Origin of the sequence: Chitinophaga sp., assembly GCF_039596155.1 — a bacterium.
In the GTDB taxonomy this organism is placed as follows: domain Bacteria; phylum Bacteroidota; class Bacteroidia; order Chitinophagales; family Chitinophagaceae; genus Chitinophaga.
In genome coordinates this window covers 20,860-38,969 of the sequence record NZ_JBCNKF010000039.1, presented here as the reverse complement: position 1 = coordinate 38,969, position 18,110 = coordinate 20,860, and the positions used below count along the sequence as shown (strand labels likewise).

Below are 18,110 nucleotides of genomic sequence, written 5' to 3'. Positions count from 1 at the left end.
TTAGTCTCCAAATGTAATAAATTATTTAACGGCCTTTTTATGAAAAACAGCTCTGACACCTGCAATTAACACAATGGCAATGGCTGTAAGGCAACAGATTATTACAGGTAGGGCCATGGTTGTCACTTCGCCCTGCCGTTTAACAATGATACCATAAAATGCCCAGATAGCTACCAGTCCGGCTACTATATTATGCCGTAATACCACCAGCAGTGTGGCCCCCATACATGCCAGCAGGATGAGTATAGCTGTGACAGGCACGCTCATCCCGTCCCAGCCGGAATAGACCATGAGGGCAGCAATATTTGCCACGGTGGCTACACAGATCCAGCCCAGGTACAGGCTGAAAGGAACATAGATAAACCATCGCACAGCACGGCCGGCCCCCGGCACCGCTGTTTTAAAGCCCGGTGCGGCAATATTAAAATTTAAATGGATGGCCAGCAATGATATTAATAAGGTGAGCATGAGTAATAACGCCAGTGGAAGCAATTCGTAATGCCAGGCAAAGAGCCAGCAACTGTTTGCCATGCAACTGATCAGCCACCAGCCACGCATCCTTTCCATGAATCGTTCCAGTGTCACCTCATGTCCGGGAGCAAACGCCAGCCAGAGCTGATAAATGATGAATCCCAGCAAAGCCAGGTAAATGACACCCCAGATAGAAAAGGTAAAACCCGCCGGCACAAAGAGATTGTCGTACTTTTCTGACACCTGCGCAGTCGTATTGCCGTTGATCATACCTAAACCGGCAAGTACATTCACACCTATCACCATCAGATAACCTATTGTATTAAAAATTGCGCTGTTCTTGTAGTAAAGGCTTTCATGGGAGTCGTTCATGGATAGTTAAAATTTTTAATTTAAGGGCGAAGAATAATGTCAATGTGCAACAAATATTGTTCCCCTTTTTCCTTACATTTGCCACCATTATGACAGCAGAACAACTCAAAGCTATGAGGGACCGTCTCCATGTCCTGGGAGGTTTTCTTTAACGTCCAGGACCGCATAGCCAAAATCGAAAATGACAAACAATTATCGTTAGCCCCCGGCTTCTGGGACGACAATGCCCGGGCTACGTCAATTCTGAAAGAGATCAAAGTCAATAAGTTCTGGGTCGATCTTTATGAACAGGTGAAAACCTCTATTGAAGATAGCGCCGTACTGCTGGACTTCCAGAAAGAGGGTGAAGCCTCCGAAGAAGAAGTAGCAGCTGCGTACGAAGGAGCAGTGGCCGCTTTGGATGAATTGGAATTCAAGTCTACCTTGAACGAGCCGGAAGATGAGATGCCGGCAGTACTCACCATCAACTCTGGTGCCGGTGGTACTGAGAGCCAGGATTGGGCAGAGATGCTGTTGCGCATGTATCGTATGTACGGTGAAAAACAAGGCTGGAAAGTATCTGAAATCGACGTGCAATACGGGGATGGCGCTGGTATCAAGTCAGCCTCCCTGGAGTTCGACGGTAGCTTTGCCTATGGATTGCTGAAAGCTGAAAGCGGGGTACACCGACTGGTACGTATCTCTCCGTTCGATGCCAACGCACGCAGGCATACTTCATTTGCTTCAGTCTATGTGTATCCGTTGGTGGATGATACCATTGAAATTGCCGTGAATCCGGCCGACCTGGAATGGGAATTCTACCGTTCAGGAGGTAAAGGCGGACAGAACGTCAACAAGGTGGAAACAGCCGTGCGCCTCAAGCACATTCCTACAGGTATCATCGTGGAATGTCAGCAGGCCCGTACACAGGGTGAAAACCGTGAAAAGGCACTCACTATGCTGAAATCACGCCTGTATGAAGAAGAGCTGCGCAAGCGCGAAGAGCTGAAAAATGCCGCTAACGCTAACAAGCGAAAAATCGAGTGGGGATCGCAGATCCGTTCCTATGTATTCCATCCGTACAAGATGATCAAAGATCACCGTACTGATTTTGAAGTTGGGAACGTAGGCCCCGTAATGGACGGAGAACTGGAAGGCTTTATTAAAGCTTACCTGATGATGTCCAAAGAAAATAATTAAGATGACTTATGTAAAAAAGCCCTTCCAAAAACAGGAGGGGCTTTTTTAATTTGCGCACAATGGGCTCGTCACTGCGATCTGTTTTTATTTTTTTAGCGGGCTGCAGGCTGTACTGCCCCTCAATAATAGCTGCTACCTGACACGCCGGCTATTATTGGTAGCTATCTTTGGAAGGTAACATGCACATTTGAATCACTGATCGATATCAAAGACATCCGTTATTATTCACCCAAAGACACTAATTTTATATTATCTCGTTACAACAAAAACTCTTTGAGAATGCACAACGCTTATTTTCATTTTGCTGCACCGGCAAATGAACCGGTTTACAGCTATGCACCCGGATCACCAGAAAAGGTTGCATTGAAAAAGCAACTGTCTGCCTTTAAGGCGCAACAGGCGGATATTCCTATGTATATCAACAATAAGGAGATCCGCACCGGAAAAACTGTTGACCTGCGCCCTCCTCACGAAATCAAGCACAAACTGGGTCATTTCCATATGGGCGAAGCCGCTCACGTAAATGATGCCATCGCCGCAGCATTGGCCGCTAAAGAACAGTGGGCTGCCACCACCTGGGAACAACGCGCTGGTATCTTCCTGAAAGCAGCTGAGCTGATTGCGACTAAATATCGCTATCACATGAATGCCGCAACCATGCTCGGTCAAAGCAAAAATGCCTACCAGGCAGAGATCGATAGCGCCTGCGAACTGATCGACTTCCTGCGTTATAATGTACATTTCCTGTCCGAAATCTATAAACAACAACCCGTTAGCTCTCCTGGTGTTCACAACCGTACCGAATACCGCCCGCTGGAAGGTTTCGTGCTGGCAGTAACGCCGTTCAACTTTACAGCAATAGCAGGTAACCTGCCTGCCTCTGCTGCCATGTGCGGGAATGTAGTTGTCTGGAAGCCGGCTGATACCCAGGTATTCGCTGCCAACATGTTCATGCAGATCATGATCGAAGCCGGCCTGCCCGCTGGTGTAATCAACCTCATTTACGTGGATGGTCCTCAACTGGGCGATATCTGCTTCAGCCATCCTGAATTTGCAGGCATCCACTTCACCGGCTCTACCGCTGTATTCCAGCATATGTGGCAGACGATCGGTCAGAACATCAACAAATACAAGGCGTACCCACGCATAGTAGGCGAGACCGGTGGTAAAGATTTCGTACTCGCTCACAGCTCTGCAGATGTAGATGTTACTGCCATTGCACTGGCACGTGGCGCATTCGAATACCAGGGCCAGAAATGCTCTGCGGCATCCCGCGCTTACCTGCCTTCCAATATCGCAGAAGCCGTGAAAATCCGCCTGCTGGCAGAATTGAAAACCATGAAAATGGGTACTGTAGAAGATTTCAGCAACTTTATCAATGCCGTGATCGACGAGCGTTCTTTCAATAAGATCACTGCTTACATCGAGAATGCAAAGAAAGATCCTGCTGCGAAGATCATTGCTGGTGGTAACTATAGCAAAACGGAAGGTTATTTTATTGAGCCTACTGTAATCGAAGTGACAGATCCAAAATATATCACCATGTGCGAAGAGATCTTCGGACCCGTGCTGACGATCTACACTTACGAAGCTGATAAATTTGAAGAAATTATGAGCGTGGTAGACAGCAGCTCTGCATATGCATTGACCGGTTCTATCATCGCGCAGGATAGATATGCCATAGACCTGGCTACTAAAAAACTGGTGAATGCTGCCGGTAATTTTTATATCAATGATAAACCGACGGGTGCGGTAGTAGGACAACAGCCTTTTGGGGGTGCCAGAGCTTCCGGTACCAACGATAAGGCCGGCTCTATGCTGAACCTGTACAGGTGGTTAAGTGCCAGGACAATTAAAGAGACCCTGGTACCTCCTACTGAATATGGCTATCCTTTCTTAAAGGAAGCATAATCTCTGACAGCAATAAGCATCGTCTTTCATAAGGGAGGAATAATCCTCAAAGAAAGCAACATATAATTAAAAAGGGCACTTCGGTAGAAGTGCCCTTTTTAATTGCCTGCATGTTTTTTATTGTAACTTTTTCAACGCTTCCAGCGACTCCGTCACATGCTTCTCGCCATCTTTCATGGAATTGAAAGTGTGAACTATCACCCCTTTTTTATCTACTATATAAGTCACCCTGCCCGGAATCACAAACGTCTTTGGCACGCCAAATAATTTTCTCACACTATTAGAGGTATCTGCCAGTAATGTAAAAGGCAAACGATGGTGTTCTGCAAATTTTTTGTGAGAAGTAACCCCATCAGAACTAATTCCAATCACCTTTGCCCCATACTGGGAAAAAGCAGTATAAGAATCACGGAAGGAACAGGCCTCTTTGGTACATACACTGGTCTCGTCCTTTGGATAGAAATATATTACCAATGGCTGTTTGCCTAAAACAGAATTGATATCAAACAAATGGCCGTCCTGGTCCTTCAGTTGAAAAGAAGGTACTTTATCCCCTACTTTCAGCTGGGATTTGGAATTGCTGGCAAAAACAAAGAAGGACAATGAAAACATAAGAAAGTACTTCATATGATGATGATTAAAAGTAAACCGTATGCAATATATACGGATTCGACCAGCGACTCGTCACTGTTTTTTAAAAAAAATTCATTTAAATAGCTTAAACCTCTTATAATCCTTATTTTTACTCCCTAAAACTGCATACTTTGAAGACCATACTGAGTGGTACACAAGTGGCCATCACTGTTGACAGACTTTGTCACCAGCTCATCGAAAATCACGGAGACTTCTCCCAGACTGCGCTGATCGGATTGCAGCCCAGAGGCATTTACCTGGCCGACAGAATTTACGATACCCTGCAGAAGCTGCTGCCAGGAGTGAAGATCCAATATGGAAGAATTGACATCACCTTTTACCGTGATGACTTCAATAAAGGAAAGGCAATCCATGTGCCGAATGAAACCGCTATCGATTTTTCAATTGAAAATAAGAAGGTAGTATTGATTGATGACGTGTTGTATACAGGTCGTACTACCCGTTCAGCATTGGATGCTATGCTGGATTTTGGCAGACCTTCTGTTGTGGAACTACTGGTATTAATAGATCGCCGGTTTACCCGGGAACTACCCATTCAGGCAGATTATACAGGGCGTACGATTGATGCCGTGAATTCGGAAAAGGTGAAGGTGAGATGGAAAGACCGTGATGGACATGATGATGTGATTATTGAATAAATAAACACGCCAGCTCCCATGAGCTTTATTTTTTGATAAAATACGACATCGTCCGGATATTGATTTTGGGTTTTGTATTCAGGTCATTTATATTTGCATCTTAAATGTCATTATCAGTAAATCATCTCCTCGGAATTCGCGGCCTGAAGCGTCAGGATATAGAACTAATCTTTCAAACAGCTGATCAGTTCAAAGAGGTTTTACAGAGACCTATCAAGAAAGTTCCTACGCTCAGGGACACTACCATCGTTAATTTATTTTTTGAAAATTCTACCCGTACCCGCATCTCCTTCGAACTGGCGGAGAAACGTCTCGGTGCCGACGTGGTGAACTTTTCTGCTTCCGGTTCTTCGGTATCAAAAGGTGAAACCCTGATCGATACCGTGAACAACATCCTCTCCATGAAAGTGGACATGGTGGTAATGCGACACTCGGCCAGCGGAGCGCCACACTTCTTATCGAAACACATTCAGGTACCCATCGTAAATGCCGGTGACGGAATCAATGAACACCCGACACAGGCACTGCTCGATGCTTTCTCTATCAGAGAAAAACTTGGAACGGTAACCGGTAAAAAGATTGCCATCTGCGGCGATATCATGCACTCCCGTGTAGCTTTGTCAAATATCTACTGCCTGAAACAACTGGGCGCAGAAGTGACAGTAGTAGGCCCGCCTACACTGATTCCGAAGCATATGCAGGAAGCACTGGGTGTGAACGTCAGTTATGACATCCGCGAAACACTGGAATGGTGCGATGTGGCAAACGTACTGCGTATACAGCTGGAAAGACAAAATACACCACTTTTCTCTTCACTGAGAGAGTACTCACTGGCTTACGGTGTGAACCGCCAGCTGCTGGATAGCCTTAAAAAGGAGATTGTGATTATGCACCCGGGCCCGATCAATCGCGGCGTCGAGCTGAGCTCTGACGTGGCAGATTCCGGACATTCTATCATCCTGAATCAGGTGGAGAATGGGGTAGCAGTTCGTATGGCAGTGCTATATCTGCTCGCCGGTAAAAAGGAAAATTAAGGAATACTAACAACCCAATAAGTCAAAACGCTTCTACCGTTTGGTAAAAGCGTTTTTTGTTTTATATACCTGAAGTCAATCGCTCAAATGGCCAGGTGATTTTCTTAGCGGGTAAACACGAGAGTCGTGTCAATTTATACTAAGCACATCCTATACTTTTAAAATATCGCGTTAATTCCCAGTGTAAACGATCTGAAGAATGGATACTGATACCCTGTATTCGCTGCCTGCTCCGGATCATAATACCTGATCTTCATCCGGTTAATCTCCCACAGATCCTGCCCGGAGAAATAAACCCTCAGGCTACTGATCAATGGCTGTCCATGAATGAACCTGAAAGTATACCCCAACTGCAGATTTTTCAACCTTATATACGCCGCATTCATTACCCAGAACGAAGCTGGTACCAGGTTCTGATTATACCCGTAATACAACCTCGGGAATGCGGCCAACCGGTGATCAGGGGACCAGTGATCAGAATGGATCTGCCAGGGTTGTTGCCATCCTTCTACAAACGGCATACTATACTTTGCCGGCACCATTACTTTCCTTTCTCCAATTCCCTGGAAGAACACGGAGAAATCCAGCCCCTTATAGGAGAACCCTGCATCAAATCCATAAGAATACCTGGGTTGTGAACTGCCGAGATACACTAAATCTCCATGATCAGCTTTCGTATAAGTACCACCGTTGATAATCCCGTCGTTATTCTGATCCACATATTTCAAATCTCCCGCTGCGGTGACTGTGCTCTGGAACGCGTGCGCATTCACCTCGTCATTACTATTAAAATACCCGTTACTCCGATACCCTAAGATCGAATTATACGGCAACCCATCCAACCCCCTGTTATTGCCCGGCAACCACATTGTATTGCCATTGGATCCCATGATCTTATTCTGCCCATCAAAAAGGTTTGCATTTACCCAATAGCTAAATGCCCCCCTGTTATCCCGCCAGCCAATGTTCAACTCCCATCCCCATGAATGCATACCGGCAATAAAAAATGAAGGAAACGCATAATTATATGGAGGTAAGGTTTGTGTGGCTATCTGGATCCGTGGATTGTGCTTTACAAAGTAGTCTGCTGTCACCGTAAGGCGTCCTTTCAGGAAAGCCATATCCAATCCTGCATTCGTTGTGTTGATCGTCTCCCAGTTATTATTCCCCGGCATATACCTGTCACTGTAATCCTCGTTCAATAACGGATATGCCTGCGGGTACGCCAACTGATCACGGTAATTGTAATCATTCAGTCCCGCACGCCAGTTGAAGTTGCCCAGCAAGCCCCAGGATGCCCGTAGTTTAAATTCATCAAAGAACCCGAAGGCATGCGCGAACCATTTTTCATTGTTTAATCGCCAGCCACCGGAGAAAGAGGGGAAGATGTGCTGACGGGTAAGTGCTCCCGATTCAGAACTGTTGTAAAACAGCCTGGCACCCACTACATTCGCTTCCAGCAGATAACGATCGTTGAAGTTATAATTAAGTCGCGCAAACAGCGATCCCTGTGAACCGCTCGCTTTGAACCAGCGCATATCTGAGGTAAGGGGATCATTGAAGGCAAGATTCGCAATTTCATTGTCAGTCACATTAAAGAGGGTCGAAATCTTCTGGCGCTGATAATGACTTTCATACGCATAACCACCCAAAATATGAATGGTATTCAGTTTGCCCGCCGGAATATCATAATCCGCCAGTAATTGCAGGCTATGTTGTACTTCCAGCAGATCGCCTCTCTTCAGCGAATTCGGCGAATTAATACTGCTGACATAACCATTCCCGTTATAGTAGTTGATTGTCTGCTTCCCAAGCCCATCGTAGTAATGGGTGATTTGCGGACTATATACGGCTTTCAGTGTGAGTCCTTTCACCGGATTCTCCGCCTTCAGACTAAAAGTAGCATCTGCAAAGGAAGTCTGCTCATCCCGTTTACCACCATCCTCTAATAACGAAACCGGATTATACCCCGCTGCGAAATGATCGGTATTCGGCACGTAGGTCGGGAGATTGCCGGGTGCCTGGTAGAGATAATTCAATAAACCATTGTAACCATCAACACGGTATCCCGGTGACTGTGTATGACTCCGGGCATACTGCAAGCTGGTCTCCAGGCTGATCATGTCACTGAAACGATTATTGAAATTGAGTTGTGCATTATTCCTGTTTGTATTATCAGGACCTGTATTAAACAGGCCCTGGCGGGCAAACTGTCCTAATGACAATATGTATTGATGATCTATATTCCCCCCGCGTGCACTGATGTTAAAATTAGAAACAGAACTATTCTGACGGGTCACACTTTTCAGCGGATCATTGTCGAAATAATATTTGTAATCTCCATTCAGGTCAGGCACCGCGCCGACACGGGGATCTTTCAGGTATCCAATTTCCTGATCAGACCAGATAGGGCTCATACCTGCATTGATAGCGGCTTCATTTTGCAGGGTGGCTGCCTGCCAGGAGTGCATACGTTTGGGTAGATTGATGGGATGCTCCAGGCCAAAGAGACTATTGTACTCCACATTCAGCTTCCCGGCTTTTCCACGCTTGGTGGTAACGAGTACCACCCCGCCACCGCCTTGTGGGCTATAGATACTGGCTGCAGCAGCATCTTTCAGAACAGAAATGGATTCAATATCGTTTGGGTTGAGTAAGTTAATAGAACCAGGGGCACCATCTACAAGTACCAGTGGTTCACTGCTATTCCCGGAAGATAAACCCCGGATCTGCAGGTTAAAACCCTCTTTGCCTGGTTGTCCATTCAGGCGTGTAACGAGCAGACCAGGCGCGGTACCTTGCAGGGCAGCCATTACATTGGTAACCGGGCGGCTTTTGAGGCGGCGTCCTTCTACCTTGGTGATAGCCCCATTGATGTTAGCCCTGGTCTGAATGCCATAGCCAATGATGACGAGGTCATTCAGGATTTTTGTATCACCCGTGAGCAGTATATCGAGGTTTTTTCTTTGTTTGAGGGGTATTTCCTGTGGCTCGTAGCCAATAAGGGAGATCTGTAAAACAGCATCCCCATTATTGACGGTTATCCTGAAACGACCGGTTTCGTTGGTACTGCCGCCATTCCGGGTACCTTTTTCTCTGATGGAAACACCAGCCAGTGGTTTTTCGCCATCCGATATCACGCCGGTTACAGTATATACCTCGGGTTCAGGTTTGACAGGTGTCCTGGGAACACCACTTGCCGGAGTAGATTGCAGGATCGGGAATACAATGATCTGTTTATTCCTTACTTCAAATGCATATTTAGTTCCAGAGAACAACTGTTGTAGCACAGTATTCAATGGCTGATGATCAGCAGCAATAGATACGCTTCGGGAATTTTCCAGGACGGTGGAGGAAATAGCGAAGGTAAGGCCGGTTTGTTTTTCAATGAGGCGGAGTACCTGGCGAAGGGGGGTGCGGGTTACTTTGAGAGAGACATGTATGGTGTCTGTATCCTGGGCCTTCACTAATGGGCATGCCAAAAGAAGCCCTATACATGCACAAAAAAGTGCTATGTACCAGCGCTTGTATAAAGCGGCCTTCCGGAGTGCCATATGAGTTTCCTGCATTTTTTCTCCGGAAGTACTTAATAAATTTCTACGAGGCTATCTTTCTGTACGGTATGTACCTGCAGTGTTTTTGACAGGATGTCCAGTACTTCAGAAAGGGATTCCGTATGGAAGGTAGCAATCAGCTTTTTATCGGCCACCTCGTCACCTTTGAGTACAATATGCACTTTATAATAATCTTCAAGAATGTCAGCTACTTCAGACAATGGGGTATCGTCGAAGGTAAGCTGACCTGTTTTCCAGGCAATGGGATTATTATTTCTATGATGACGGGTTGTGATACTTTCTGCGGCAAGTAGCATATCTGCTTCCTGGCCGGGTGTGAGGATCACTGACTTGTTCCTGTTCTTATAAATGGCCCTTACTTTACCACTTTGTACGAAGACTTTAACCCCCTGTCTGGTTTCTTTCACATCAAAGGAGGTGCCGAGCACTTCGATGTCCACATTTTTCAGGTGAACGGTGAATGGTTTTTCGGGCATATGTTTTACATCTACAAATACTTCCCCTTGCTGTACATATACTTCGCGGGTATCACCTTTGAATTTACGGGGGTATTTAACAGAGGTATGTGCATTGAGATAGAGCCTGGTACCATCTGGCAGCAGGAGGCTATCTTTATTTTGTGCAGTTTGTTGGGTCGTATACATTGGCTGGCGGACCAGGAAGTAGGTGCCGGCCATCAGGAGTACAGAAGCGGCAGCTGCCCACCAATAGCGGTGTACAGGTTTGCGCATCTTAATTACGGGAGTTGACGTGGAAGTGGCAGGAGAGAGGAGGGTATTGCCGGAGAGAATTTCTTCCGTAGCGAACATTGTTTCCAGTCTTTGCCATTGTTGCGTGGTATTATAGGTAGCTGCTGTAGGTAACAGATCGTCACCTTGCCATAAGGCTTTGGTTTCTAAAAAGATATCCAAATTGGCAGCATCCTGCTGCAACCATTCATCCAGTGAACGTTTGTACTCCTCATTCCCTGGTTCTTCCAGGTAGTGGATAACGACATCGATATCAGGTTGCTGTAGTTTCATCTCTTACTATTAATACAATCAAAAATAAACTTACCATTAGTCCCCGTGGAAAAATTTTAACATTTTCTTGGGCGTCTGTATATATTATATATGTATGCCCCTCTACTGCTGATTAAGCAGTCCCAACCTGATTTTTTTGAGTGCGGTGGTAAGGTGTGTGTATACTGTATTGATGGATATATTTAACTGCTGCGAGATTTCTGTGGGCGACAATCCTTTGATGCGGCTCATCTCGAAAACCCGTCTGCACTGTTCGGGCAGTTTCTCCAATATCGAGAGATACTGGGCTTCCAGTTCTTTATGTTCCAGCAGGAGGTGCTCAATGGTACCGGGCTCCTGTGTCTGTTGCTGTTCTTTCGCATAGGCCTGCTGCCTTTGGGTCTTTTTAATACGGTTGAGGCAGGTGTTGACAGTGGCGCGGGCCAGGTAATGCTGGATCGGTGCGCGCTCATCCAGGTTCTCTGCCGTCCTCCACAGGTTCAGAAATACATCCTGTACAATATCCTGCGCCTCCTCCTGATCTTTCAGGTAGCGCAAGGCAATGCTGAACATGGATGGTGAAAACTGATTGAATATAATTTCAAATACTTGTTTATCCCTGTTCCGGACCCCGGTGACTATATCTGTGTTGTTGAGCGGCAGCATCCTGTAACTATCTTTTCATTCTACTTTTTAAAAACTAAAGTCGGCTTCCGAAAGTAGAATATAGCAAAATTATGCTTATTCTATCAATTATCCGGCTAATTGGCTGATTAGCAGCCAGGCAAAAAAAGTAAATAATTTTTTTATACTTTGAAATGAGCCACCATGGCTTGTCTTTGCTTTTTTAGCGGCCTTTTTTAAAAAAAAGACAAGTTTTTTTTAAAACGGACTAATGGTAAAGATAATAACGATTGTATTGTATATGTAGACAGTGAATAAGAAGCCGGCATTTAGCAGGCGCCTGCTAAAAATATTGAAAGAGTAACCATTCTTTATTTAGAAAAACGGAGTGGTATTGACACGTTGGGGAAGGAGACCACTGCCTGAGGGCAAGGGGGCAGCTGGAAGGCATGGATTTGCCAGTGACGAAAGAGCAGCTCTTACATATTATATATGTAGAAATGCAGTCAAGCCACATTACCTGCAAAAGGCAGGTGCCTATACCTTAGATTATTACCAGAGATCATTATATATGAAGCGAAAAAGGGTGTACAAGTCCCCTTTGAGCACTCTGAAAACTTACAACTCCTAAGCATGATAGGAAAGTTGAGACCTGTAACAACCGGCCGGCTCTTTTGGGCCGGTTTATTTTTTTATCTATTTTGCTCAAGGTAAAGATACCATACCCCCCCGCTACGCTTGCCAATTTTTAACGGGTGGGGTATATGGCCTCCTGATAACCTTCTATTTACAAACTGGATCCGTTCATTTTAGGGGTACGACTCTGAGATGGGCGGATTTTCTTTTATACCAGTCCCATATCTCCGATCATTCATTTCCCTGACGTTCGGCGTTCACTGCCTGTGTACCACTATCCTTCCCAATTTCTCCAACATATACCAGACCCTCACCCGGTAGGGACCGCTCCAATTTCCCAGCCGTTGTACCACTTTGCCGTCGTTCTGCCAAATGTATCCCTGAGGTGAAACTAACAGGCTTCTTTGGTCTTTATCATCCACACCGTTTATTGTATAAAATAAGTTCAAAACCGTTCACTGACAATAGCTTGGCTATGGTTCGGCAATGTCCTGGCTATACTACCAACCTATCACTAAAAGTCTACCAATAGTACACCAATATATCACCTCAATATCTCCGGGATATTGAGGTGATATATTGGTGCCCTTTTAGTGACCTTATAATGTACTTGTAATGCTATGGCTATACTATAGCCGGGATAAAGCTCACCCGTACCTTCCACGCTCATTTCCTTTTATCACATTTTCCTCAACACCTCCTTATAATCACTATTTTTGAGCCTGTTTTAAATCCTCGAAAGAAATGGTAAAGAGCATCTGTTTAGCATTCGCAACAGGTATGCTGGCAGCCATTACGGCTATGGGACAACCCTCGCCCGTGAACAATTCTGCCAGCATTGCCCTGAAGTTGAAAAAGTTGGATACGCTGGGAAGTGTTTTATATATGGCCGCTCATCCTGATGATGAAAATACCCGCCTGTTAGGCTACCTGGCAAATGAGAAATTATATCGCACTGGCTACCTTTCCCTTACCCGTGGTGATGGCGGACAAAACCTGATTGGTAATGAACAGGGTGAACTCCTGGGACTGATCCGTACACAGGAATTGCTCGCAGCCCGCCGGACCGATGGCGCCGAACAATTTTTTACCCGCGCGCTGGACTTCGGGTTTTCCAAAAATCCCACCGAGACCTTCACTATCTGGAATCGCGAACAGATCCTGGCAGATGCTGTATGGATCATCCGAAAATTCCAGCCTGATGTGATTGTTTGTCGATTCCCTGCTGATAGCCGTGCCGGTCACGGTCACCATACCGTCTCCGCTATGATCGCCGCTGAAGCATTCGATGCCGCTGCCGATCCCAAACGTTTTCCTGAACAATTGCAATACGTGAAGCCCTGGAAGGTGAAACGCCTGCTCTGGAATACCTTCAACTTCGGCGGCTTCAATACCACCAGTGAAGATCAGTTCAAACTGGATGTAGGTGCTTTCAATTACCTCCTCGGTAAAGGCTACGGCGAAATTGCCGCCGAAAGCCGTTCGCAGCACAAAAGCCAGGGCTTTGGTGTGGCTGCTGCCCGTGGTAGCTCCTTTGAATACTTTTCCACTATCAAAGGCGATGCGCCCCGGAAAAGTCTGCTCGACGGTATCAATACCACCTGGTCTCGTATAGAAGGCGGTAAAGCCATCGGTGAAATGATCGACAAAGCGAGAGCTGCCTATAAATTAGAAGATCCTGCCGCTACCGTGCCTGCCCTCTTGCAGATCAGAAAGGCTATCAAAGCCCTTCCTGATGGTTACTGGCGCAACCAGAAGCTCCAGGAAACCGAGCAATTGATCCTGACCTGCTCCGGTATCTGGGCGGAGGCATATAGTAATAATGAAGTAGTCGTACCAGGACAAACCATGCAGGGAAGTGTACAGGTCATCTGCAACAGCAATGTGCCTGTGCAGGTGAAGTCTCTCACCTTTGGCAGCAAGGATACCTCCTTCTCTCAGAACCAACTCGACTTCAATCAACTGAAAAATATCCCTGTCACGATGCTGGTACCAGACAATACGCCCATCTCTGAACCGTATTGGCTGCGTGCACCGCATGGTGTAGGTGAATACACTATCCAGGACCCGCTGCTTGTGGGGAATCCTGAAAATATCCCGGCTATCCAGGCTACGATTCGTTTAACAATCAATGGAGAAGAACTGACTATTGCCCGCCCGGTACAATACAAACACACCGACCCTGTAAAAGGAGAGGTATATGCTCCCCTCATCATTGCCCCTCCTGTAGTCGCCAATCTGGCTAACAGTGTATTTGTATTTACCAGTACGACTGCTCAACCTGTACAGGTTAAACTGCGCAACATGGGCAATGCCACCAAAGGCAATGTGAAGCTGCAACTGCCCGCCGGGTTCTCCAGCCAGGAAGCCTCCCTGCCTTTTGAGTTGGCCGGCAGAGGCGACGAAGCGACTTTGCTGTTTCACATCGCGCCAGCCAAAGTACAGGGTAGCAACCGTACAGATACTTTTAAAGTGATCATTGAAGATGACGGACATGCTTATGCGCAGGGGATACAGACTATCAGCTACGATCATATTCCTACCATTACTTTATTCCCGGATGCTGCTGGCCGTCTGGTGACGGTAGACCTGCAGCACAATGGCCGTAAACTGGGATATATCGATGGTGCCGGCGACATGGTTGCTGCCAGCCTGCAGCAGGTAGGATATGAAGTAACACACCTTACTGAAAAAGACATCATGAACGGAGACCTGAGCCAGTACGATGCTATTATCACCGGTGTGAGGGTATACAATATTAATCCACGTATCAAATACTGGCAGCCTCACCTCATGGAGTACGTTAAGAATGGAGGTACATTGCTGGTACAGTATAATGTAAACGGACCCCTACAGATCACCGACCTTGGACCTTATCCGTTTTCGCTGAGCCGTGACCGGGTCACCGACGAAAAAGCGGAAGTCACCTTCCTTCGCCCTGACGATGCCATTATGAACTACCCGAACAAGCTCTCCCAGCAGGACTTTGAAGGATGGATACAGGAGCGTGGCCTGTACTTTACAAGCAATGCTGACGCAAAGTACGAGTCGCTGTTCTCCATGCATGACAAAGGAGAGGAGCCATTGAAGGGCTCTACCATTGTGGCAAAGTATGGCAAAGGCAGGTATGTATACACCTCACTGGCTTTCTTCAGAGAATTGCCAGCAGGTGTACCTGGTGCTTACCGCATATTTGTGAACCTGATTTCAACGAAGAAATAAATGGCAGCGCAGAAACAGCCACCCAGGTCCAGACTAACCATGACTGCGATTCTCTGTATCGTCATTGGCCTGGCCATTGGTTTTGAAATCAAGCGCCTGCATATAGGCTTGCTGATCGGGCTCGCGCTGGGCTTACTAAGCGGAAATATGTTGGCAAAAAGAAAATAGTAAAGCTAAAGGAAGTAGTTATGAAGGAAGATAAACCGCCATTACTGCCGCAATGGTGGCAGTGGTATGCACTTGTAATTGGTTGGCTCCTGCTGCTGATCGGCGCGTTTTATTTATTCACTAAAGTTTATTCATGAGTGTAGCAGATTGGATTGTACTGGGGGGTACATTAATCGGAATTATATTATACGGTATCTGGAAGAGCCGCGGGCAGAAAGATATGGCCAGCTACTTCCTGGATAACCAGTCTATGCCATGGTATATTGTACTGTTGTCTATCATCGGCACACAGGCAAGTGCGATTACGTTTCTTTCTGCACCAGGTCAGGCGTATACCGACGGAATGCGTTTTGTACAGTATTATTTTGGCCTGCCACTGGCCATGGTGGTGATCTGTATGGCCTTTGTACCGATCTACCACAAGCTAAAAGTGTTCACCGCATATGAATACCTCGAAGGACGGTTCGATTGTAAGACACGTACTTTTACGGCTATATTATTCCTGGTACAGCGGGCGTTATCTACCGGCATCAGTATTTATGCGCCGGCTATCATCCTCTCCTCCTTACTGGGCTGGAATATTTACTGGACCAATGTAATTATGGGAGGACTGCTGATCATCTATACGGTATCCGGCGGTACCAGGGCAGTGAGTTATACGCAGACCTTACAGCTGGTGATCATCTTTGTAGGTATGTTCCTGGCAGGCTGGATGGTAGTTCATCTGCTACCGGCCGGCATTGGGTTCAATGACGCCCTGAAGGTAGCCGGCAAGATGAATAAGCTGAATGTGATCGTGACGGATTTTGACTGGAAAGATAAATACAACATCTGGAGTGGGGTAATCGGGGGATTCTTCCTGGCACTCTCTTACTTTGGAACGGACCAGTCGCAGGTGGGCCGATACCTGACGGCCCGGAGTGTAACGGAATCGCGGTTAGGTTTGCTGATGAATGGATTGGTAAAGGTGCCGATGCAGTTCCTGATCCTATTGTTAGGATCGATGGTATTTGTATTTTACCTGTATTTCAGGGCGCCGATCTTCTTTAATGAAGCACAGCTGAACAAGGTAGACGGGCCTACCTTACAGCACCTCCAAAGTGAGTACAACGGCTTTAATCAGATCAAGCAGCAACAGGTAAGGGCATTGTCAGGTGCGATAAAAGCAAATGACCCTGCCGGCATTGTCAGTGCACGGGAAAAGCTGGAGAAAGCGGAAGCTGCTGCATTGAAAGTACGTACTACCGCTATTGACTATATTAAAAAAGCCGATCCCGCAGCAGATACAAATGATACCAACTATATCTTCCTGCACTTTGTCGTCAATAACCTGCCGAAAGGATTAGTAGGCTTGCTCATAGCGATCATATTCCTGGCCGCGTGGGGAAGTATTGCTGCTGCATTGAACTCACTGGCATCTACGACCGTGATCGATATTTATAAAAGACAGTTTAAACCAACAGCCCCGGATGAACATTACTTTAAAGCTTCCCGCTGGTGGACGTTCATCTGGGGACTGTTCTGTATAGTGGTAGCACAGTTTGCCAGCAAACTGGGTAGCCTGATAGAAGCGGTGAATGTACTGGGATCGCTGTTTTATGGCGTTATCCTTGGTATCTTCCTCGTTGCATTTTATTGTAAACGGATAGGTGGCACAGCCGTATTCTGGGCCGCAATAGTGGCGGAGATCTTAGTGATCATCGTCTTTATCAGCAATATTGTCTCATTCCTATGGCTGAATGCGATCGGATGTATACTGGTGATCGTACTGGCCTGGATGATACAATTACTGCAACCTTCACATGACAAAGTAAGGCCTGCTCAATCAGGCAGTTCTCAATAAAGGGCGGCCGTCAGCTGACGGCCTGGTGTTTTTATTGTAGGTCGTTACGAACAAATTGCTGCCGTCACACTATCAAAGAGGAGAAGCAGCTATTCGATCAGGCCGTTTCTGAAAGCGTACATGACAAGGCCTACAATGTTTTTGGCGCCTGTTTTTTCCAGTAGTTTCTGGCGCAGTCCTTCTACGGTTCTTGGACTGAGGAAGATCTTTTCAGAGATCTGCTGCGTGGTCAGCTCTTCACAGATCAGGCGGAGTACTTCCAGTTCCCGGTCGGTGAGGGGCACCTCGCTGCGGAAGGTTGGCCTGAACTGTTGCTTGGTTTTGTGCATGACCTTCTTGAGGAGGGCCAGGTTCACATTTTCATTGAAATAAAAACCTTTTTCGTAGGTAGTACAAATCGCTTCGTAAATCTCACCTGGTTCTGCGTTTTTGAGCAGGTAGGCATTTGCGCCGTTTTCGATGAGATGTACAATGAAGTTATCATCTTCGTACATGGTGAGCACGATCACTTTTACATGCTCATATTTTTCCCTAACTTTTTTGGTAGCTTCTATGCCATCCATGTTGGGCATCTTTAAGTCCATGAGAATCACATCTGGTTGTTGTTCTTCCATGATCTGTAATAAATGCACCCCATCTTCAGCTTCAAACACCACATTGATGTTTTCATAGGGCGTGAGGGTATTGATCACCCCACTCCGGAAGATTTTATGGTCATCGGCAATAGCTACCTTAATGTTGTTTGTCATAGAGGGAGCCGTTTATATTGGTTGCGTTAATTG

The 18,110-nt window shown here is 46.3% G+C and carries 13 protein-coding genes; 7 read left to right on the top strand and 6 right to left on the bottom strand.

Annotated elements, in window-relative coordinates:
* Window positions 1-21: 21 nt before the first annotated feature.
* Window positions 22-843 carry a hypothetical protein gene (locus ABDW33_RS27595; protein ID WP_343693336.1) on the bottom strand — a complete coding sequence of 274 codons (822 nt, stop codon included), beginning with the start codon at window positions 841-843 and terminating at the stop codon, window positions 22-24.
* An 89-nt stretch (window positions 844-932) separates the two neighbouring features.
* Between ABDW33_RS27595 and prfB the strand changes: the two genes are divergently transcribed.
* A protein-coding gene (gene prfB / locus ABDW33_RS27590; protein WP_146969099.1) for a peptide chain release factor 2 occupies window positions 933-2,022 on the top strand; the annotation gives its coding sequence in 2 pieces (ribosomal slippage) (window positions 933-992 and window positions 994-2,022; 1,089 coding nt in all).
* Between the two features lie 279 nt (window positions 2,023-2,301).
* A complete protein-coding gene (gene pruA, locus ABDW33_RS27585; protein WP_343693335.1) occupies window positions 2,302-3,933 on the top strand; it encodes an L-glutamate gamma-semialdehyde dehydrogenase in 1,632 nt (543 codons plus the stop codon).
* A gap of 117 nt (window positions 3,934-4,050) precedes the next feature.
* On the opposite strand, the gene ABDW33_RS27580 is transcribed toward pruA, so the two are convergent.
* Window positions 4,051-4,560 carry a peroxiredoxin gene (locus tag ABDW33_RS27580; protein ID WP_343693334.1) on the bottom strand — a complete coding sequence of 170 codons (510 nt, stop codon included), beginning with the start codon at window positions 4,558-4,560 and terminating at the stop codon, window positions 4,051-4,053.
* A gap of 137 nt (window positions 4,561-4,697) precedes the next feature.
* Between ABDW33_RS27580 and pyrR the strand changes: the two genes are divergently transcribed.
* Together pyrR and ABDW33_RS27570 are read left to right on the top strand one after the other, a co-directional pair.
* Window positions 4,698-5,225 carry a bifunctional pyr operon transcriptional regulator/uracil phosphoribosyltransferase PyrR gene (gene pyrR, locus ABDW33_RS27575; protein WP_343693333.1) on the top strand — a complete coding sequence of 176 codons (528 nt, stop codon included), beginning with the start codon at window positions 4,698-4,700 and terminating at the stop codon, window positions 5,223-5,225.
* 104 nt (window positions 5,226-5,329) lie between these two features.
* Window positions 5,330-6,259 (top strand): aspartate carbamoyltransferase catalytic subunit, encoded by a 930-nt coding sequence (locus ABDW33_RS27570; RefSeq protein WP_343693332.1) that lies wholly within the window; start codon window positions 5,330-5,332, stop codon window positions 6,257-6,259.
* Window positions 6,260-6,417: 158 nt separating this feature from the next.
* On the opposite strand, the gene ABDW33_RS27565 is transcribed toward ABDW33_RS27570, so the two are convergent.
* The 3 genes from ABDW33_RS27565 to ABDW33_RS27555 form a co-directional block, all read right to left on the bottom strand.
* On the bottom strand, window positions 6,418-9,741 hold the full coding sequence (locus ABDW33_RS27565; protein WP_343693331.1) for a SusC/RagA family TonB-linked outer membrane protein: 3,324 nt from the start codon (window positions 9,739-9,741) through the stop codon (window positions 6,418-6,420).
* Between the two features lie 104 nt (window positions 9,742-9,845).
* A complete protein-coding gene (locus ABDW33_RS27560; RefSeq protein ID WP_343693330.1) occupies window positions 9,846-10,856 on the bottom strand; it encodes a FecR domain-containing protein in 1,011 nt (336 codons plus the stop codon).
* Between the two features lie 102 nt (window positions 10,857-10,958).
* On the bottom strand, window positions 10,959-11,501 hold the full coding sequence (locus ABDW33_RS27555; protein WP_343693329.1) for an RNA polymerase sigma-70 factor: 543 nt from the start codon (window positions 11,499-11,501) through the stop codon (window positions 10,959-10,961).
* A gap of 1,338 nt (window positions 11,502-12,839) precedes the next feature.
* On the opposite strand from ABDW33_RS27555, the gene ABDW33_RS27550 reads away from it, so the two are divergent.
* From ABDW33_RS27550 to ABDW33_RS27540, 3 genes are all read left to right on the top strand, one after another.
* On the top strand, window positions 12,840-15,317 hold the full coding sequence (locus ABDW33_RS27550; RefSeq protein WP_343693328.1) for a PIG-L family deacetylase: 2,478 nt from the start codon (window positions 12,840-12,842) through the stop codon (window positions 15,315-15,317).
* Window positions 15,318-15,485, top strand: a complete 168-nt coding sequence (locus ABDW33_RS27545) for a hypothetical protein (protein WP_343693327.1) — start codon at window positions 15,318-15,320, stop codon at window positions 15,483-15,485. It begins immediately after the preceding gene.
* 133 nt (window positions 15,486-15,618) lie between these two features.
* Window positions 15,619-17,328 carry a sodium:solute symporter gene (locus ABDW33_RS27540; RefSeq protein ID WP_343693326.1) on the top strand — a complete coding sequence of 570 codons (1,710 nt, stop codon included), beginning with the start codon at window positions 15,619-15,621 and terminating at the stop codon, window positions 17,326-17,328.
* Window positions 17,329-17,417: 89 nt separating this feature from the next.
* Here ABDW33_RS27540 and ABDW33_RS27535 read toward each other — a convergent pair whose 3' ends face one another.
* Window positions 17,418-18,077: a response regulator transcription factor gene (locus ABDW33_RS27535; protein ID WP_343693325.1), complete on the bottom strand. Its 660-nt coding sequence runs from the start codon at window positions 18,075-18,077 to the stop codon at window positions 17,418-17,420.
* Window positions 18,078-18,110 lie beyond the last annotated feature (33 nt).